General features: G+C 63.8%; 18 protein-coding genes. 11 read left to right on the top strand and 7 right to left on the bottom strand.

From position 1 onward, the window contains the following. Positions 1–23 precede the first annotated feature (23 nt). The 3 genes from ilvC to BCA01S_RS09170 all read right to left on the bottom strand — a co-directional run bounded on the left by ilvC (position 24) and on the right by BCA01S_RS09170 (position 3,531). Positions 24–1,040: a ketol-acid reductoisomerase gene (ilvC, locus tag BCA01S_RS09180; protein WP_020069571.1), complete on the bottom strand. Its 1,017-nt coding sequence runs from the start codon at positions 1,038–1,040 to the stop codon at positions 24–26. Positions 1,041–1,152: 112 nt separating this feature from the next. Beyond that, on the bottom strand, positions 1,153–1,644 hold the full coding sequence (gene ilvN / locus BCA01S_RS09175; RefSeq protein ID WP_020069570.1) for an acetolactate synthase small subunit: 492 nt from the start codon (positions 1,642–1,644) through the stop codon (positions 1,153–1,155). A 123-nt stretch (positions 1,645–1,767) separates the two neighbouring features. Beyond that, entirely contained in the window at positions 1,768–3,531 is a 1,764-nt protein-coding gene (locus BCA01S_RS09170; RefSeq protein ID WP_027776651.1) for an acetolactate synthase 3 catalytic subunit, read from the bottom strand. Positions 3,532–3,886: 355 nt separating this feature from the next. Here BCA01S_RS09170 and BCA01S_RS09165 point away from each other — a divergent pair, with 355 nt between their 5' ends. The 11 genes from BCA01S_RS09165 (at position 3,887) to BCA01S_RS09115 (ending at position 13,513) form a co-directional block, all read left to right on the top strand. Then, entirely contained in the window at positions 3,887–4,450 is a 564-nt protein-coding gene (locus tag BCA01S_RS09165; protein ID WP_020069568.1) for an RNA polymerase sigma factor, read from the top strand. Continuing rightward, the gene (locus BCA01S_RS09160; RefSeq protein WP_027776650.1) at positions 4,447–4,875 is read left to right on the top strand and encodes a DUF3619 family protein; all 429 of its coding nucleotides are present in this window, start codon (positions 4,447–4,449) and stop codon (positions 4,873–4,875) included. The genes BCA01S_RS09165 and BCA01S_RS09160 overlap by 4 nt, the downstream gene beginning before the upstream one ends. A 16-nt stretch (positions 4,876–4,891) precedes the next feature. Continuing rightward, complete coding sequence (locus tag BCA01S_RS09155) at positions 4,892–5,650, top strand: DUF3106 domain-containing protein (RefSeq protein WP_027776649.1); 759 nt, start codon at positions 4,892–4,894, stop codon at positions 5,648–5,650. A 109-nt stretch (positions 5,651–5,759) separates the two neighbouring features. Beyond that, the gene (locus BCA01S_RS09150) at positions 5,760–6,221 is read left to right on the top strand and encodes an RDD family protein (RefSeq protein ID WP_244217811.1); all 462 of its coding nucleotides are present in this window, start codon (positions 5,760–5,762) and stop codon (positions 6,219–6,221) included. 155 nt (positions 6,222–6,376) lie between these two features. Next, positions 6,377–7,318, top strand: coding sequence for a UDP-2,3-diacylglucosamine diphosphatase (locus tag BCA01S_RS09145; RefSeq protein ID WP_027776647.1), 942 nt, complete (start codon positions 6,377–6,379; stop codon positions 7,316–7,318). A gap of 42 nt (positions 7,319–7,360) precedes the next feature. Then, positions 7,361–8,392 carry a glycosyltransferase family 4 protein gene (locus tag BCA01S_RS09140; RefSeq protein ID WP_027776646.1) on the top strand — a complete coding sequence of 344 codons (1,032 nt, stop codon included), beginning with the start codon at positions 7,361–7,363 and terminating at the stop codon, positions 8,390–8,392. A gap of 20 nt (positions 8,393–8,412) precedes the next feature. Next, entirely contained in the window at positions 8,413–9,060 is a 648-nt protein-coding gene (locus tag BCA01S_RS34705) for a diacylglycerol kinase (RefSeq protein WP_084166834.1), read from the top strand. Positions 9,061–9,295: 235 nt separating this feature from the next. Continuing rightward, a complete protein-coding gene (locus tag BCA01S_RS09130) occupies positions 9,296–10,009 on the top strand; it encodes a TetR/AcrR family transcriptional regulator (protein ID WP_020069561.1) in 714 nt (237 codons plus the stop codon). 11 nt (positions 10,010–10,020) lie between these two features. Then, a complete protein-coding gene (locus BCA01S_RS09125) occupies positions 10,021–10,605 on the top strand; it encodes an LOG family protein (RefSeq protein WP_027776645.1) in 585 nt (194 codons plus the stop codon). Positions 10,606–10,672: 67 nt separating this feature from the next. After that, on the top strand, positions 10,673–11,419 hold the full coding sequence (locus tag BCA01S_RS09120) for an SDR family oxidoreductase (protein WP_027776644.1): 747 nt from the start codon (positions 10,673–10,675) through the stop codon (positions 11,417–11,419). A 258-nt stretch (positions 11,420–11,677) separates the two neighbouring features. Then, entirely contained in the window at positions 11,678–13,513 is a 1,836-nt protein-coding gene (locus BCA01S_RS09115; RefSeq protein WP_027776643.1) for an ArnT family glycosyltransferase, read from the top strand. Positions 13,514–13,655: 142 nt separating this feature from the next. Here the strand turns inward: BCA01S_RS09115 and BCA01S_RS09110 are convergent, their stop codons facing one another. The 4 genes from BCA01S_RS09110 to BCA01S_RS09095 form a co-directional block, all read right to left on the bottom strand. Continuing rightward, positions 13,656–14,288 carry a DUF924 family protein gene (locus BCA01S_RS09110; RefSeq protein ID WP_042318324.1) on the bottom strand — a complete coding sequence of 211 codons (633 nt, stop codon included), beginning with the start codon at positions 14,286–14,288 and terminating at the stop codon, positions 13,656–13,658. 79 nt (positions 14,289–14,367) lie between these two features. After that, entirely contained in the window at positions 14,368–14,781 is a 414-nt protein-coding gene (locus BCA01S_RS09105) for a group II truncated hemoglobin (RefSeq protein ID WP_020069556.1), read from the bottom strand. A gap of 31 nt (positions 14,782–14,812) precedes the next feature. Then, entirely contained in the window at positions 14,813–17,302 is a 2,490-nt protein-coding gene (locus BCA01S_RS09100; RefSeq protein ID WP_027776641.1) for an FtsX-like permease family protein, read from the bottom strand. Positions 17,303–17,436: 134 nt separating this feature from the next. Further along, positions 17,437–18,048, bottom strand: a complete 612-nt coding sequence (locus tag BCA01S_RS09095; RefSeq protein WP_027776640.1) for a DUF4126 domain-containing protein — start codon at positions 18,046–18,048, stop codon at positions 17,437–17,439. Positions 18,049–18,059: the final 11 nt, after the last annotated feature.

Here is an 18,059-nt window from a genome sequence, read left to right as displayed (position 1 = left end):
TACAAGGCGATAAAACGGACTTCTTAGTTCTTCGACTGGTCGACCAGCTTGTTCTTCGCGATCCACGGCATCATGGCGCGAAGCTTCGAGCCGACCTGCTCGATCTGGTGCTCGGCCGTCAGGCGGCGGCGCGATTGCAGCGTCGGTGCGCCGGCCTTGTTCTCGATGATGAAACTCTTCGCGTACTCGCCCGTCTGAATGTCGGTCAGCACGGCCTTCATCGCCTTCTTCGTTTCAGCCGTCACGATGCGCGGACCCGTCACGTACTCGCCGTATTCGGCGTTGTTCGAGATCGAATAGTTCATGTTCGCGATGCCGCCTTCGTAGATCAGGTCGACGATCAGCTTCAGTTCGTGCAGGCATTCGAAGTACGCCATTTCCGGCGCGTAGCCGGCTTCAACCAGCGTTTCGAAACCGGCCTTGATCAGGTCGACGGTACCGCCGCACAGCACGGCCTGTTCGCCGAACAGGTCGGTTTCGGTTTCTTCGCGGAAGTTCGTTTCGATGATGCCCGCACGGCCGCCGCCGTTCGCTGCCGCGTACGACAGAGCGATGTCACGTGCCGCGCCCGACTTGTCTTGCGCAACGGCGATCAGGTGGGGCACGCCGCCACCTTGCGTGTAGGTGCCGCGAACCGTGTGGCCGGGCGCCTTGGGCGCGATCATGATCACGTCCAGATCCGCACGCGGGATCACCTGACCGTAGTGAACGTTGAAGCCGTGCGCGAATGCGAGTGCCGCGCCCTGCTTGGCGTTGCCGTGCACTTCCTTGGCATAGACTTCGGCGATCTGCTCGTCCGGCAGCAGCATCATGACGACATCCGCGCCCTTCACGGCTTCCGCCACTTCCTTGACTTGTAGGCCGGCGTTCTCAGCCTTGCTCCACGATGCGCCGCCCTTGCGCAGACCGACCGTGATGTTCACGCCGCTTTCCTTCAGGTTCAGCGCGTGCGCATGGCCTTGCGAGCCATAGCCGATGATGGTGACCTGCTTGCCCTTGATGAGGGAGAGATCGGCGTCCTTGTCGTAGAAAACTTTCATGTCGGTTCCTTGGCTAAATTCGGATGATTCAGAGAGATTCAGATACTGCGAATGTTGTGTTGCAAGGCCGGATAGTGATGAACGCCACCCGGCCGGGTCGAAGCGGAGCGGGTTACACCTTCAGAATGCGCTCGCCGCGCCCAATGCCCGAACTGCCCGTGCGGACCGTTTCGAGAATCGCTGTGGCGTCGAGCCCTTCGATGAAGGCGTCGAGCTTGTCGGCTGCGCCCGTCAGTTCGATCGTGTAGGTCTTTTCGGTGACGTCGATGATGCGGCCGCGGAAAATATCCGACATCCGCTTCATCTCCTCACGCTCCTTGCCGACCGCCCTCACCTTGATCAGCATCAGCTCGCGCTCGATGTGGGCGCCCTCGGTAAGGTCGACCACTTTCACCACCTCGATCAGGCGGTTCAGATGCTTCGTGATCTGTTCGATCACGTCGTCCGAGCCAATGGAGACGATGGTCATGCGCGACAGCGAACGGTCTTCGGTCGGAGCCACCGTCAAGGTTTCGATGTTGTAGCCGCGTGCCGAGAAGAGACCCACCACGCGTGACAACGCGCCCGGTTCGTTTTCCAGCAGGACGGAAATAATGTGTCTCATGTTTCGCTTCTTCCAGATGTTTGTCGATGTACGCGAGCGGCTTCGCGCCGCTTCGCCCGCCGACGCCTTTCTTGAAGGCGCGCATGACGAAGCCGACGCTGGGCCTACCCCAACGCGCTGTCGTTATAGATCTTCCGAACCCATGAGCATCTCGGTGATGCCCTTGCCGGCCTGTACCATCGGCCAGACGTTTTCGGTGGGATCGGTCTGGAAGTCGAGAAACACCGTGCGATCTTTCAGGCGCAGCGCTTCCTTGAGCGCCGGCTCGACATCGGCCGTGCGCTCGATGCGCATGCCGACGTGGCCGTACGCTTCAGCGAGCTTCACGAAATCCGGCAAGGCGTCCATGTACGAATGCGAGTAGCGCTTGCTGTACTCGATCTGCTGCCACTGGCGGACCATGCCCAGATAGCGGTTGTTCAGCGAGATGATCTTCACGGGCGTCTCGTACTGCTTGCAGGTCGAGAGTTCCTGGATGCACATCTGGATCGAGCCTTCGCCCGTGATGCACAGCACGTCGTCGTCCGGGTGCGCCATCTTTACGCCCATCGCCGCGGGCAGGCCGAAGCCCATCGTGCCGAGGCCGCCCGAATTGATCCAGCGGCGCGGCTTGTTGAAGCGATAGAACTGCGCAGCCCACATCTGATGCTGGCCGACGTCGGAACAGACGAACGCATTGCCGTCGGTCAATTCCCACGCCTTTTCCACCACGTACTGCGGCTTGATGATGTCGCTCTTGCGATCGAACTTCAGGCAGTCTTTCGCGCGCCAGGCTTCGATGTCCTTCCACCAGTCGGCGAGCGCCGCGGTGTCCGGGCCATGCTCGGCCGTTTGCAACTGTTCGATCAGTTCCTTCAGCACTTCCTTCACGTCGCCGACGATCGGAATGTCGACCTTGACGCGCTTGGAAATGGAAGACGGATCGATGTCGATATGGATGATCTTGCGCGGACGCGACGCGAAGTGCGCCGGGTCGCCGATCACGCGGTCGTCGAAGCGCGCGCCGATTGCGATCAGCACGTCGCAGTGCTGCATCGCCATGTTGGCTTCGTACGTGCCATGCATGCCGAGCATGCCGAGAAATTTCTTGTCGCTCGCGCGGTAGCCGCCCAGACCCATCAGCGTATTCGTGATGGGGTAGCCGAGCAGGTCGGCGAACTGGTTCAGCTCGCGCGATGCATCGGCCAGGATGATGCCGCCGCCGGTGTAGATGTACGGGCGCTTCGCCGACAGCAGCAGCGAAACCGCCTTGCGGATCTGACCGGAGTGGCCCTTCGTGACGGGGTTATACGAGCGCAGCGAAACCGTCTTGATCGGCTCGTACTGGCAAGGCGCCTTCGACACGTCTTTCGGAATGTCGATCAGCACCGGGCCGGGCCGGCCGGTACGGGCAATGTAGAACGCTTTCTTGACGGTCGCGGCGAGATCGCGCACGTCTTTCACGAGAAAGTTGTGCTTCACGCAAGGACGCGTGATGCCGACCGTATCGCATTCCTGGAACGCGTCCTGGCCGATCGCGGCAGTCGGCACCTGGCCGCTGATCACGACCATCGGGATCGAATCCATGTAGGCGGTGGCGATACCGGTCACCGCATTGGTGACACCGGGGCCGGAAGTCACGAGGCATACACCGACCTTGCCGGTGGAACGCGAATAAGCGTCGGCGGCGTGAACCGCGGCCTGCTCGTGACGCACGAGGATGTGCTGAAACTTGTCCTGCTTGTACAGCTCGTCGTAAATGTAGAGTACCGAGCCGCCGGGATAGCCCCAAACAAATTCGACGTCTTCGTCGGCCAGTGCCTTCATGAGCACGGTGGCGCCGATAGAGTCAGCTTCGTGTTGTGGAGTGGTATCCGACGTGGAGAATTCCGCGCTGGGCATATTCATTCAATTCACCTTTCGAATTTTCGGCAAAAAATTGATCGGGTGCTCTCTGCCGGGCTTGTGGCTCGGGTTCAAGCGGCGCGTCCAGTTGACAGGTGAGCTTCTTGGGCTACACCTCAATGAGACAAGTCACTTATGTTGCGAACCAGCGACGATAGCGGCAGACGCCCGCGCGGTCAAGCAAATATTGCCCGAACCCCCGTCCCTGACGCGCCCTTCTGACCGGCTGCCAACGTCATGACGATGTCGGCCGGTCCAGCTTTCGCCCCTGCTTTCGCAAAAGTTTGTTAGCATCCGCGAGTTTTACGACATTTTTCGACCGATTACGCGCACGCTCGCTGCGCCGACCCCCAAACGGATGGCATCAGACAAGGAACTCGCCGATTTTCTGGCGGGCGTCGAAAGGCGCGCATTCAAGCAGACGGTCTACGCCGTGCGGGACGACGACGCCTCGCTGGATATCGTGCAGGACGCGATGATCAAGCTCGCCGAAAAATACGGCGACCGTCCGGCGGCCGAGCTTCCGCTGCTGTTTCAGCGTATTCTGCAGAATGCGATGCACGACCATTTCCGTCGTGCGAAAGTACGCAATACGTGGGTCAGTCTCTTCTCGTCGCTTGGCAATGCCGACGACGACGAATTCGATCCACTGGAAACGTTCGAGGCCCAGCAGGGCTCTGCCGGCGCCGAGAGCAACGAACAGAAGCTCGAACGCGAACAGGTCTTGCAGATGATCGACGACGAGATCCGAAAGTTACCGGCACGTCAACGGGAGGCGTTTCTCATGCGTTATTGGGAAGATATGGATGTCGCCGAGACTGCCGCCGCAATGGGCTGCTCCGAAGGCAGTGTGAAGACGCACTGTTCGCGGGCCACCCACACGCTGGCGCAAGCGCTCAAGGCCAAAGGAATCACGCTATGAGCTCCCAAGAAACAAAAGAACTCGAGTTCGCGCGCCAGGTGCGCCGCGCGCTCGACGAAAACGCCGCCAGCATTCCGCCCGCCACCGTCGATCGACTCGCCGCGGCGCGCCGCGCCGCGCTCGCCCGCAAGAAGCCCGAAACCGTGAGCGCGCCGGTGTTCGCGCCCGCGCTCGCCGGAGCGGGAATGCCGGGCGGTCTGTCGCATGGCGAACTGCCACAACGCCGCCGTTCGCCGCTGCGCCGCTTCGCTCTCGCGTGGCCGCTCGCTGCGCTCGTCGTGAGCCTCGTCGGCATTGCCTACTGGGAAGACCAGCAGCGCACGGCTGAACTCGCCGATATCGATGCCGCCATGTTAAGCGACGACCTGCCGCTCAATGCCTATCTCGACCACGGTTTCAACGCGTATCTTTCGCGCGCCCACTGAGCGGGAGAGTGTTCGGGTGAGCTACAAGCGCGGTCTTGCCGTTGTTTTCGGATGTGCGATTGCGGCTCTCGTGTCGTTTGCCGCAACGTATCCGCGCTTTTACCCGAGCCCTTCGCCCGCCGGCGCGCCTGCCGCGACCGGTAACGGCGCGGCGCCCCCGCCCGCGCCCGCACTCGGCGTCGAATTGCCTGGCCTGCCTGGCAGCAAAAGCCCGCTGGCGTGGTCGCGACTGAGCGCCGCGGAGCACATGGCGCTCGCGCCCTTCGAGGCGCAGTGGGATTCGTTCAGTGACGAACGCAAACGAAAATGGCTGAAGATCGCGTCGCGTTACTCCAAGTTGTCACCTGATGCGCAAAAACGCCTGCATGAGCGGATGACCGAATGGGTGCGCATGACGCCGGATCAGCGCCGCGTCGCGCGTGAAAACTACCAGGTTTCCAAGCAATTGCCCCGTGAAGCGCGTCAAAACGCGTGGAAGGCCTATCAGGAGTTGCCGGAAGAACTGAAGCAGCGGCTTGCCGCGAGCGAGCACAAGCGGCGTCCGAGCGTGGTCAGCGCGCCTCCGTCGGGCCGCAGCGAGATCAAGGGGCTCGACCGGCTCGTCAATGCGCGCGAGCGTGCCGCTAGCGGCACGTCGTCGGCAAGCGCGGCGGCGGCCGTGTCTTTGCCGAGCCCGGCTTCGCTGCCGGGTATCCCGGCAGCCGGCAGCTTCGTGCCGGCCACGCCGCTGCCGGTCTCCCCGGCGGAAGCGCCGTCGATTTTCAACGGTTCTTGAACCGCTCCTGCCCGTGTCAGAACCGCGCGTGACTTCCAGATCCAGTTCGAACTCCAACGCGAGTCCTTCTCAGGCCAAACCGCGCGGTTCAACCGACACCCCGCCTACTGTGCGCCGCCGCCTCGCCGCGTTGCTTTACGAAGCGCTGCTGCTGTTCGGCGTCGTCTTCGTCGCCGGTTATCTGTTCAGCACGCTCACGCAGCAGCGCAACGGACTCACGCACCACAATCTGCTGGCGGCGTGGATCGGCCTTGTCGTCGGTCTGTATTTCGTGTGGTTCTGGACCCACAGCGGCCAGACCCTGCCGATGAAAACCTGGCGTCTGCGCGTAGTCGCGGCCAGCGGCGCGCCGCTCTCCGCGTGGCGGGCGATTGCACGCTACGTGCTCGCGTGGCTATGGTTTTTGCCGCCGCTCGCATTGCATCCGCTCCTCGGCCTGCGCTTGCCGCAAACCCTCGTGATCGCCGCTATCTGGTTCGTGTTGTGGGCGGCCACCGGCCGCTTCGGCGCAAGCCGCCAGTTTCTGCATGACCGTCTTGCCGGAACGCGCGTCATCGACGTCGCGCGCTGAGCGGCCCGGCCCAGATATCCGCATCCGTCCCGCAGTCCCCGCTCGTCCTTCTCGTACCTCCTCGTCCGCCGCAGTAATAAGAACTTCTCATGACTGTCACGGCACAGTCACGCGCCGTAGGCCCAATACAGGCACCGCAACTCGACGCGTGAGCCATGGACTCCAAAACGTCCGCGACTTCCCTGTTCCGCCAGACTGGCCCGAGCGTCGACCCCGTCGCGTTCCGCCCCGAATCCACCCATAGCCACGGCTTGCCGCTTCCCGTCGCACCGTTGCCGCTCGACACGCACGCGCGCCAGCACGACGACGAGCACGCGGAGCCGCACCGTTACCGCACGATCTGGCTGTCGGACATCCACCTCGGATCGAGCGGCTGCCAGGCGCCTTATCTGCTCGATTTCCTGCGCTACAACGAGTCAGAGTATCTGTATCTCGTCGGGGACATCATCGACGGCTGGCAGTTGAAAAAAGGCTGGTACTGGCCGCAGGCCCACAACGACGTCGTGCAGAAAGTGCTGCGCAAGGCGCGTAAAGGCACGCAGGTGGTCTATGTGCCCGGCAATCACGACGAAGCGGCGCGCCAGTTCTGCGACCTCGCGTTCGGCGACATCCACGTGCGCGGCGAAGCCTTCCATACCACGCTAGCCGGCAAGCGCCTGTGGATCGTGCACGGCGATCTGTTCGACGGCGTGATCCAGCACGCGAAATGGCTCGCCTATCTCGGCGACACCCTCTACACGATGATCCTGATCCTGAACCGCTGGTTCAACCGGATCCGCAGCCGGCTCGGCTTTCCGTACTGGTCGCTTTCCCAATACCTGAAGCATCAGGTCAAGAACGCGGTGAACTTCATCTCGTCGTTCGAACGCGTGATGACCGACGAAGCGCGCCGCCGCGGCTGCGACGGCGTAGTTTGCGGGCACATCCACAAGGCCGAAATACGCGACATCGACGGCGTGCTGTACTGCAATGACGGCGACTGGGTCGAAAGCCTGTCGGCGCTCGTCGAGACGTACGAAGGCGAACTCAAGGTGATTTACTGGACCGTGATGCGAGCCCCGGAAGCGGGCGTGCAAAAGGCCCGGGCGACGGCGTAATCCCTCTTAACCTCTGCTGGCTCGAATCGAGGAAACCAATCGATGAAGATCATGATCGTCACCGACGCATGGGAACCGCAGGTCAACGGCGTCGTGCGCACGCTGAAGAACACCACGCGCGAGCTGACCGAGCTCGGCCACCGCGTCGACTTGCTGACGCCGCTCGAATTCCGGACGATTCCCTGCCCGACGTATCCCGAGATTCGCCTGTCGCTGCTGCCGCGCCGCAAGCTGCGCCAGCGTATCGACGAATTTGCGCCCGACGCGCTCCACATCGCGACCGAAGGCCCGCTCGGCATGGCCGCGCGCGCTTATGCGATCCAGCACAAGCTACCGTTCACGACCGCGTATCACACGCGCTTTCCCGAATATGTGCAGGCGCGCTTCGGCATTCCGCTCGCCGCGACGTACAAGTTCCTGCACTGGTTTCATAAGCCGTCGCTTGCCGTGATGGCGCCGACGCCGGTCGTCAAAAGCGACCTCGAAAAATACGGCTTTACGAATGTCGTGTTGTGGACGCGCGGCGTCGATCTCGACATTTTTCACCCGATGGATTCGAAGGTTCTGAATACCGCGCGGCCGATCTTTCTGTACGTGGGCCGCGTCGCCGTCGAGAAAAACGTCGAGGCTTTCCTGAAGCTCGATTTGCCCGGCTCGAAATGGGTTGCCGGCGAAGGGCCCGCGCTGGCCGAGCTGAAATCGCGCTATCCGACAGCCAACTATCTGGGCGTGCTCACACAGGCTGAACTGGCCCGGGTCTATGCTGCAGCAGACGTGTTCGTCTTTCCGAGCCGCACGGACACGTTCGGGCTCGTGTTGCTCGAAGCGCTCGCCTGCGGCACGCCGGTCGCTGCATATCCGGTTACCGGCCCGATCGACGTGCTCGGCAACGGCGGTGCCGGCGCGATGAACGAAGACCTGCGCGACGCGTGTCTGGAAGCGCTCAAGATCGACCGCGCGCACGCGCGCGCGTGGGCCGAGCGCTTCTCGTGGGCGGCGGCCTCGGAGCAGTTCGCCGCGCATCTGAAGCCGTTGCCGCGTGCGTCGTATCGCGAGGAGAGCGCGGCCGCGTGACGCGGCGCGCCTGGCTGCCCATGCGAAGCAGATACTCTCCCGCAAGCCGCGCGTCCGCGAACGGCGCGCTGCGCGCCGTTCACGCCCCCAACGAGCACGACACCGCGGGCGTCGAGCCGTTCGACGACGTCAGCGAATCCACCGTGCCGAATCGAATCGACGGGCATCGCCGGAGCGGCCAAAGCGCGGAGCGCGCCCACAACGGTACACCTGCGAACAGCGACACCCAGCACGAACCGCTCGGTCCCGACGACCCGCTCGCGCCTCTGCCCTTTAATCCATACAAGGGCAACCGCGGCCTGACCCGCGCCTGGCACGCGATGAAAAACTCGCTCGCGGGCTTTCGCGTCGCTATCCGCGAGGAGAGCGCGTTTCGCCAGGAGCTGACACTTGCCGCGATTCTGCTTCCGTGCGGCGTGCTGGTCCCGGTCGAACCGGTATCGCGCGTGTTGCTGCTTGGCTCGGTGCTACTGGTGCTGATCGTCGAATTGCTGAATTCGAGTGTGGAAGCGGCCATTGACCGTATTTCGCTGGAACGGCACGAACTGTCGCGCCGCGCGAAAGACCTGGGCAGCGCGGCGGTGATGGTTGCGCTCGGCATGTGCCTGATGACGTGGGTGCTGATCGTGGGCCCGCTCGTCGTGCACTGGGTTAAGGCGCGGCTTTGACGACGACGCAACGACAACCCAGCGACGCCAGGCAGCGCGAGCGAAGCGATAAAAAACGCAGCTTTCAGATCGCCTGCGTCCGCCGCAGAAATGAAAACCCTCACTACCCGTTTGATATTAGAACGCTCGGTTTATAATCGTCCGGCAGTCTCAAAATAGCAACCGCGTCCGGGTGGAATACGCAGCAGCGGCACGCCGCCGCGCGTCCAACCCGGCGTAACCAGGGCCGGACGACATGGAAGCCAAACCTCCCCGCCGCACGCGCGAACGGATACTCGAACTGTCGTTGAAGCTGTTCAACGAAATCGGCGAGCCGAACGTCACGACGACGACTATCGCCGAGGAAATGGAGATCAGTCCAGGCAACCTGTACTACCACTTCCGCAACAAAGACGACATCATCAACAGCATCTTCAGCCAGTTCGAGCAGGAGATCGAAAAGCGTCTGCGTTTTCCCGACGACCACCGTGCGACCATCGACGAAATGTGGTCGTATCTGCAATACATGGTCGATTTCACATGGCGCTACCGTTTCCTGTATCGCGATCTGAACGATCTGCTCGCGCGCAACCGCACGCTCGAAACGCACTTCAAGCAGATCATCAGTCATAAGGTGCGTTTTGCCAGCCAGTTCTGCGATCAGCTTGTGGCTGACGGAGAGATGGTCGCCACGCCTGACGAACTGCAAGTGATCGCGACCAACATCGGCGTGATCGCAACATATTGGCTGTCGTATCAGTTCGTGATGAACCCGCGCAAATACAACGAGCAGGAAGCGATTCGCGCGGAACTCCACCAGGTGAGCGTACAGATCGTGTCGTTGATGGCGCCTTATCTGCGCGGCCGCTCGCGGCAGATTTTCGACGACCTGGTGTCGGGCAAGCTGCCCAAGCGCGAGTTCTACGACTATCTGCCGCCGAAAGAAGGCGCCGCGCCTCGCAACGAATAGGACGTTTCTTCATGAAGTCGGTGTGTGTGTATTGCGGCTCCGCGAATGGGGCCAAACCGTTGTATGCGGAAGCGGCGCGCGCGTTCGGCCGCACGCTGGTAGAAGCCGGTCTCGCGCTGGTGTACGGCGGCGGCAAGGTTGGCCTGATGGGCGTGATCGCCGACACGGTCATGGCCGAAGGCGGCCGCGCGATCGGCGTGATTCCCGAGTTGCTCGTCAACAAGGAAGTGGGCCATAACGGGCTGACCGAATTGCACGTGGTGCCCGACATGCATCATCGCAAGAAGATGATGGCCGATCTGTCCGACGCGTTCGTTGCGATGCCGGGCGGCGCGGGCACGCTGGAAGAGCTCTTCGAGGTCTACACCTGGGCGCAGCTCGGCTATCACCAGAAACCGGTGGCACTGCTCAATATCGACGGCTTTTACGATCCATTGATCAAGCTCTTGCAGCACACTGTCGACGAAGGCTTCATACGCAAAGCGTATCTCGACATCCTGCAGATCGACGCCGATCCCGGTGCATTGATCGGCAAGCTGCAACGCTATCAACCGCCCGCCGCCGACAAGTGGGCGATCAATCGCGACGCCGTCTGACTTCGGCCGCGATTGAAAGGCCGCTGCGTTTGCCTGGCGCCCACTCTCCCTGCACGTTGAGGTTGCGATGACGCAAACCGTTCTGATCACCGGCGGCAGCCGCGGTATAGGCCGCGCGACGGCGCGCTTGCTGGGCGCGCGCGGCTGGTCCGTCGGCGTGAATTACACGCAGAATCTGGCCGCCGCGCAGGAGACCGTCGCCGAAGTCGAGCGGGCCGGCGGACGCGCATTGCCGGTTGCCGGCGACGTCGCAAACGAAGCCGACGTGATTGCGATGTTCGACCAGACGGAGCAGACCTTTGGCCGGCTCGATGCGCTCGTCAATAACGCGGGCATCGTTGCACCGTCGATGCAACTCGCCGACATGGACCTTGCGCGCCTCACGCGTATCTTCAACGTCAACGTGCTGGGCGCGTATCTGTGCGCGCGCGAGGCCGCGCGGCGCATGTCGACGGATCGCGGCGGCGCGGGCGGCGTGATCGTCAATGTGTCATCGGCGGCGGCGCGGCTGGGTTCGCCGAACGAATACGTCGACTATGCAGGCGCGAAAGGCGCGGTCGACACCATGACGCTCGGGCTCGCGAAGGAACTCGGCCCGCGAGGCGTGCGTGTGAACGCAGTACGGCCGGGTCTCATCGACACTGAAATCCACGCGAGCGGCGGCAAGCCGGATCGCGCCGCGCAACTGGGCTCGACAACACCGCTCGGCCGTCCCGGCCGCGCCGACGAAGTTGCAGAAACCATCGTCTGGCTGCTAAGCGATGCCGCGTCGTATGTGACTGGCGCTCTTATCGACGTTGCGGGCGGCCGCTAGGCGCCCCTCTTCTTCACCGTCTATTTACGCGGCGGCCGATTTCGCGCCGCGTCTCCTTCTTGTTCCCGCTCGCCCCCCATCAGGGATCGGCATCGCCCCTGCACGTTCAACTGCCGCGCCTGTGCGCCGCCGCGCGTGTAATCGTTCGTAAGATTAGGAGACTACAATCGCGGCCGATCGCGCGCCATGCCCGCGACGCCAAATAAAAAACCGGTACGCGCGCCTGAGTCGCCGCTTGCCGCGACAAGAGATCGTCTTATGCAAGAAAAGCCAATCGCACCGTCTCCGGCCGCCGGCTCGCAAACCGCCGATCGCGCGCCTTACCTCGAGCGTTGGCGTGCGCTCGGCAACGTGCGTCCGCTGCTTTGGCTCGTGGCGATGGCGATCGTCTGCGCGTGGCTTTTGCCGGGCACGCTGGGTCACGATCCCTGGAAACAGGACGAGACTTATACATTCGGCATCGTCCAGCACATGCTCGACACCGGCGATCTCGTAGTGCCGACCAACGCGGGCCAGCCGTTCGTCGAAAAACCGCCTGTGTACGACTGGGTGGCCGCCGGCCTCGCGTGGATGTTCGGCCGCTATCTGCCCCTGCATGACGCGGCGCGTCTCGCGAGCGCGCTGTTCGCCGGGCTGACCGTGTACTACACGGCCCGCGTCGCGCGCCGCGCCGTGAATGCGTCGAACTGGCGCGACCTGCGCGTGGTCAGCACGCTGGCGTTGTTTGGCGGCACCCTCGTCGTCGTCAAACACGTGCACGACATGATGACCGACGTCGCGCTGATGGCCGGTGCGGCGATCGGCTTTTGCGGGCTGTTCGAACTCGCGCTCGCGCATCTTCGTTATGACGGACAACGAAACAACGACGGCTCGCAGCGTCGCCACGCGATGCTAAGCGGCGCCGCGATGTTCGGCGCGGGCGTCGGTCTGTCGTTTCTCGCGAAAGGTCTGTTCGTGCCACTCGTGTTCGGCGCGACGGTCTGCGCGGTACTCGTGCTTTATCCGGCCTGCCGCAGCCGCAGCTTCGCCGGCGCGCTCGGCGTGGCCGCGCTGGTGTGCGCGCCGTTCGCACTGATCTGGCCGCTCTGCTTCTATCTACGTTCTGAAGCGCTCTTCAAGGTCTGGCTGTGGGATAACAACGTCGGCCGGTTTTTTGGTTTTTCGGTGGCCGAACTCGGCTCGGAAAGCGAGAACCGGCTATTCGTGCTGCGCACTGTGCTGACCGTCGGTTTTCCCGTCGTGCCACTGGCAGTGGCCGCACTTGCGGGCGGCGCATGGCGGCGCTGGCGCGACCCGCGCGTCGCCTTGCCGGCGATTTTCGCGGGCACTGGTTTCGCCGTGCTGCAAAGCTCCGCGACGATCCGCGAACTCTACATTCTGCCGTTCATCGCTCCGCTGGCGTTGCTCGCGATGCAAGGCGCCGAGCAGTTGCCGCAGCGTTTGCATGCGGCGTGGGACATGACGAGCCGCGTGTTGTTCGGCAGCACGGCGGCGCTCGCCTGGATTGTCTGGTCCATCGCGAGCAGCCCGGTGAACACGCACGCCTCGCTGCACCGGCTCGGCCGATGGCTGCCGCTCGACTTCGTTTTGCCCGTCCGCCCCGGGCTGATTGCCGCCGCGCTGTTTATGACCATCGGCTGGCTGTGGCTGCTGCCTGCCTTCAAATACACGGGCAAGTGGCGCGGCCCGCTCAGCTGGTGCGCGGGCGCTGTGGTCGCCTGGGGGTTGGTGAGCACGTTGCTGCTGCCCTGGCTCGATTACGCGAAGAGCTACCGCTCGGTGTTCGAAAACCTCGGCGAGGCGTTGAACGTGGAATGGAATGACGGCGATTGCATGGCGAGCATCGGATTAGGCGAGTCCGAAGCGCCGATGCTCGAATATTACGCCGGCGTCGAGCATCAGCCGACCGTCGACGCGCGCACAACCGGGTGTACGTGGCTGATTGTCGGAAGCCGGCGGGACAACCCGTCCACACCGGCTGGCGACTGGCGTCTCTTCTGGTCGGGCGCGCGCCCGGGCGATACCGACGAGTTGTTGCGCGTCTTCGTGCGCACCCCGGCTGCAACGCCGGCTTTGGGTGCAGGGACGCCATAACGCGAGATCGTGCGTTGGTTGAGCGGCGGCCCGCCTAACAAGGAATCCGGGCAATGCGTGCGCAATGCGCCCATTCAAGAGTGCGCGCCGTTCGCCCGTCAGCCCGCAACGCGGTGCGTCAGACGGCCAGAACGCACGTCAATCACCGGCGGCCGGCTTTTTTCGCGCGCGACTGGAACGACGAGCCCGGCTCGCGCAGAAAGGCGATTTCATCGGCTGTGGACTCGCGCCCGAGCACCGCATTCCGATGCGGAAAGCGTCCAAAGCGCTCGATGATCTTTGCGTGCCTCACCGCGAACGGGTAATAAGACGCACCGCCCGGCTCGGCGGCAAGGGCCTTGAAAAGACGCAGCGACTCATGCTGGCTCGCAAGCGATTCGTCGTGTTCGAACGGCAGATAAGCGAACGCGCGATGATGCACGCCCGGCAACAGCCCATCCGCTCCGCTCGCAACCATCTGCTGCGCAATAGCCAACGCCTTCCGGTCGGCCGCGAATGCCGTAGCCGTGTCGCGGTGGCAATTGCGCGAAAACTGATCCAGCACGATGACGAGCGACAGTGCTCCTAACGGCGTTGCGGCCCAACTGTCGAGTTGGGACTTGCGGGCGGCATCGATCAACGTTCCGAAGCGTTCGCGCAAGCTCGCATCGAATGAATCGTCCGCGGTGAACCAGAGCTTGCGCGGCCCGCCGAAGTCCGGCGAGTCGGGCGCACCGAACCAGCAGTCGAGCACGGCGTGCGCCTGCGGATCGAGCGCGGCGTAATCAGCCGACATGCGGTCGGCCACGTCGCCTGCAAGCGCAACGGTCAGCGCATTCGCCACCGGGAACGGCGCCGCGCCGTCGGTGTCGAGGTCAGCCATTGCGATTGCGCATCCAGTCGGCCGTTTCGAAAAACGAGCCGAGCAGCCGTTCTCTCAGCGGCTCGGCAAGCCCTATGTCTTCCATCGCCCAAGCCATGCAGCGAAGCCACTGGTCCCGTTCGCTCGACGCGATCGCGAACGGCAAATGCCGCGCACGCAGGCGCGGATGCCCGAACCGGCTGATGTAATGGTCGGGCCCGCCCAGCCATCCACAGAGGAACCAGAAAAGCTTGTCGCGGGAGCCGTCCATCGACTCGGGATGCAACGCGCGAATGCCGGCGAACTCCGCTTCCAGATCCATCAGGTCGTAAAAACGGTCGACGAGTTCGCGCACACGCGCTTCTCCACCAACCAGTTCGAAGGCCGTCGGCTGCGCCGCCGACACTTCGTCATCAAGCTCACTCATAACAACTCATCAACAGAAACCGAGGAAAAATTCAGGCGTCCCGCAAAGACTGCAACGCGGGCCGCGACAGCACATGCCGCAAGCTCAGCCAGCCGCCGACCGCCGCGCACGCGACGCCCGCCGCGATTCCGGCGGGCAGCAGCCATGGATTGAACTCGAGATAGAACTGAAACACGCGAGTCGCGAGCACCCAACCGATCACCTGCGCCCCGAGCGCCGCCATGAATCCGGCGAGCGCGCCGACCGCGACGAACTCGGCAATCTGCACCGTGCGAACCTGGCCGTGGGACGCCCCCAGCGCGCGCAACAGCGCGGATTCTCGCATACGCTCGTCGCGCGTGCCGGCGAGCGCCGCGTACAGCACGAGCACACCCGCCGCGAGCGTGAAGGCGAACAGAAATTGCACCGCGCCGATCACCTGCTGCAACACACGCTGCACCTGCGCGAGAATCGGACCGGTGTCGATTGCCGTCAGGTTCGGGTATGCGGCGATCAGGCCGTCGATGGTCGAACGTTGTTCCGGCGGCAAATGAAAGCTGGTAATGAACGTAGCCGGGAAGTCCTGCAACGCGGCCGGCGGCATCAGCACGAAAAAGTTGACCTTGAACGAACCCCAGTCGAGCTTGCGAACGCTCGTGACCGGCGCGTCGATCTGCAGGCCGGTGACGTCGAAGCGCAGCACGTCGCCCGGCTTCACGTTGATCAGCTTCGCGAGGCCTTCTTCGATCGAAATCTGCGGCGTCTTCGTGTCGCCGTACCAGGTGCCCGCGGAAAGGCGATTGTCCTCGGGCAACTGCGTCGTGTACGACAGATTGAACTCGCGGTCCACCAGGCGTTTCGCGTCATCGCCCTTGAACGAATCGGGATTCACCGCTTTTCCGTTGATGGCGGTGAGCCGGCCGCGCACCATCGGCGAGAGCACCGTGTCCGGCACGCCGTGCGTGTCCAGATAATGCGTGACCGCGTCGCGCTGATCGGGCTGAATGTCGATGATGAATTCGTTCGGCGCATCGGGCGGCGTCGATTTGCGCCAGCCGGCCACGAGATCGTTGCGCGTCATCGCGATCAACAGCAGGCACATGAGGCCGATGCCGAGCGCGGTGATCTGCAACGCGCTCGCGCTGCTGCGCCGTTCCAGCGAGGCGAGCGCATAACGCCAGCCGATGCCCGCATTCACACGCTCGCTGCGCACCACGCGCGCCGCGCCCCACAGCGCAACGCGGGCGACGCACGCGAACACCAGCAGCCCGCCTGCGAAACCGCCCGCGACAATTCCGCCGAGCTTCAACTCGCCCGCCGCGACGATCAACAGTCCCGCGAAGAGCACGATGCCGAGCGCGTACGCGGCCCACGCCGTGCGCCCTGCTTCGCCCCACTCGCGACGCAGCACGCGAACCGGCGGCACACGCGTGAGCGGCAACAGCGGCGGCAGCGCAAAGCCGAGCAGCAGCACCAGACCGGCTGCGATGCCTTCGAGCGCCGGCCATGCCGTGGGGTACGGCAACGCGACGTCGATGAGACTGCCAAGCCACGTCAGCAACGCCAGATGGCCGAGATACCCCAGCGCGACGCCAAGCGCGCCGCCCAGCATGCCCACGCCGACGAATTCGAGCGTGAACAGTGCCCGCAGCGTGCGCTGACTCACGCCGAGACAACGCATTGCGGCGCACCCGTCCAGATGCCTGCGCATATACCGATGCGCGGCCATCGCGATCGCCACCGCCGCGAGCAGCGCGGTCAGCAGCGACACGAGCGTGAGGAAATGACTCGCGCGGTCGAGTGTCTGGCGCACCTGCGGCTGGCCGTCCTGCAAAGATTCCAGCGCGACCCCGCGCATCTTGCCGCCGTCCACCTTGCCGTGCGCGAACTCTGCAAAGCGCGCGACCGACGCATCGGCACCCGCGACCAGAAGCCGGTACGTCACGCGGCTGCCGAACGTGATGAGTCCGGTGGACTGAACTTCGTCCGCGCGCATCATCAGCCGGGGCGAAAAGTTGACGAACGAGAAGCCGCGGTCGAGTTCGCGCGTGATCATTGCGCCGATGGTGAAGCTGCGGTTGCCGACCTTCACCGTGTCGCCTATGCGCACCTTCAACGCGTCGAGCAGTTGCTGATCGACCCAGACGGTGCCAGGCGCGGGGATGTTTTGCGCGGGATGATCTGCCGCCGCGGGCGCCGAAGCAATCCGCAACGCGCCGCGCAGCGGATAGCCCGGCGACACCGCCTTGATCGCGGCGAGTCGCGACACCGGCTGCGCACCGGTCGAGTTGATCATGCTCGGAAAGATTGCCGTGGTCGCCGTGCTCAGCCCGAGCGCCGACGCCTGCTGCGCGAACTGCGGATCGACCGGATGATCGGCGCGCACGATGAAGTCGGCGGCGATCATGCGGCGTGCGTCGCGCTCCAGCCCTTGATGCAAACGGTCGGCGAGAAAGCCGACGCTCGATAGCGCCGCGACGGCCAGCACCAGCGCGAGCAGCAGCATGGTGAGTTCCCCCGCGCGCCAGTCGCGCGCCGTCATGCGAATCGCCTGGCGCAGCAGATCGCCGCCGCTAAAGCGGCGCGTCGCGGACACGCCGACGCGTGCCGTGGAATGCCCGACCTTGTCGCTGGCTTCGTCGGATTCGCTGGTCTCGCGGGTTTCGCTGGTATCGCTCAATCGTGCCGGCTCCTCGCGAGGCGCGACACCATATGCGTGGCCATGCCGCGAAAGCCGCCCTGCACGCCGCGCCACAGCCGCGGCAACACCCAGCCGGCCAGCACCAGGAAGCCGACGATCAGCACGAGAAACAGCAGCGGCAGGAAGAGCGCGAGCAGGATGCCGCCGAATACGAGGCCGTCTTCGGCGCTCGACGTAACGATATTCGACACCGGTTCCGGCGACAGATTGATCAGCGCGCGCGTACCCGCTTTCGTGAGATGCGCGGTGCCCGCGAGCGTGCCGCCCGCGAGCGCGGCAACCGTCAGCAATGCGGGATCGGCATGGCCGAGTGCACCGGCTGCGAGCACCGCGCCGGCCGGAATGCGAATAAACGTGTGAATTGCGTCCCACAAGGAATCGAACGCGGGGATCTTGTCGGCAAGAAATTCAGTGACGGTCAGCGCGCCCGCCACGCCGATCACCCAAGGCGAGGACAGCGCGGACAAGGTATCGGGAAGATGAACGAGCCCGAGGCGCTCGAACACGCCGGCCAGCAGGACCGTCAGATAGAGGCGCAGGCCGCTGCCCCATGAGAGCCCCGCAGCAAGCGAAAGTGATTCAAGCATGGCCGCCTCCA

It is taken from the genome of Paraburkholderia caledonica NBRC 102488 (assembly GCF_000685095.1).
Lineage (GTDB): Bacteria > Pseudomonadota > Gammaproteobacteria > Burkholderiales > Burkholderiaceae > Paraburkholderia > Paraburkholderia caledonica.
This window is presented reverse-complemented; position numbering and strand designations above follow the sequence as displayed.

What these genes read in the sequence shown, in the direction of transcription:
- ilvC (WP_020069571.1), bottom strand. Translation starts at nt 1,040, where the DNA reads ATGAAAGTTTTCTACGACAAGGACGCCGATCTCTCCCTCATCAAGGGC.
- ilvN (WP_020069570.1), bottom strand. Translation starts at nt 1,644, where the DNA reads ATGAGACACATTATTTCCGTCCTGCTGGAAAACGAACCGGGCGCGTTG.
- BCA01S_RS09170 (WP_027776651.1), bottom strand. Translation starts at nt 3,531, where the DNA reads ATGAATATGCCCAGCGCGGAATTCTCCACGTCGGATACCACTCCACAA.
- BCA01S_RS09165 (WP_020069568.1), top strand. Translation starts at nt 3,887, where the DNA reads ATGGCATCAGACAAGGAACTCGCCGATTTTCTGGCGGGCGTCGAAAGG.
- BCA01S_RS09160 (WP_027776650.1), top strand. Translation starts at nt 4,447, where the DNA reads ATGAGCTCCCAAGAAACAAAAGAACTCGAGTTCGCGCGCCAGGTGCGC.
- BCA01S_RS09145 (WP_027776647.1), top strand. Translation starts at nt 6,377, where the DNA reads ATGGACTCCAAAACGTCCGCGACTTCCCTGTTCCGCCAGACTGGCCCG.
- BCA01S_RS09140 (WP_027776646.1), top strand. Translation starts at nt 7,361, where the DNA reads ATGAAGATCATGATCGTCACCGACGCATGGGAACCGCAGGTCAACGGC.
- BCA01S_RS34705 (WP_084166834.1), top strand. Translation starts at nt 8,413, where the DNA reads ATGCGAAGCAGATACTCTCCCGCAAGCCGCGCGTCCGCGAACGGCGCG.
- BCA01S_RS09130 (WP_020069561.1), top strand. Translation starts at nt 9,296, where the DNA reads ATGGAAGCCAAACCTCCCCGCCGCACGCGCGAACGGATACTCGAACTG.
- BCA01S_RS09125 (WP_027776645.1), top strand. Translation starts at nt 10,021, where the DNA reads ATGAAGTCGGTGTGTGTGTATTGCGGCTCCGCGAATGGGGCCAAACCG.
- BCA01S_RS09120 (WP_027776644.1), top strand. Translation starts at nt 10,673, where the DNA reads ATGACGCAAACCGTTCTGATCACCGGCGGCAGCCGCGGTATAGGCCGC.
- BCA01S_RS09115 (WP_027776643.1), top strand. Translation starts at nt 11,678, where the DNA reads ATGCAAGAAAAGCCAATCGCACCGTCTCCGGCCGCCGGCTCGCAAACC.
- BCA01S_RS09110 (WP_042318324.1), bottom strand. Translation starts at nt 14,288, where the DNA reads ATGTCGGCTGATTACGCCGCGCTCGATCCGCAGGCGCACGCCGTGCTC.
- BCA01S_RS09105 (WP_020069556.1), bottom strand. Translation starts at nt 14,781, where the DNA reads ATGAGTGAGCTTGATGACGAAGTGTCGGCGGCGCAGCCGACGGCCTTC.
- BCA01S_RS09100 (WP_027776641.1), bottom strand. Translation starts at nt 17,302, where the DNA reads ATGACGGCGCGCGACTGGCGCGCGGGGGAACTCACCATGCTGCTGCTC.
- BCA01S_RS09095 (WP_027776640.1), bottom strand. Translation starts at nt 18,048, where the DNA reads ATGCTTGAATCACTTTCGCTTGCTGCGGGGCTCTCATGGGGCAGCGGC.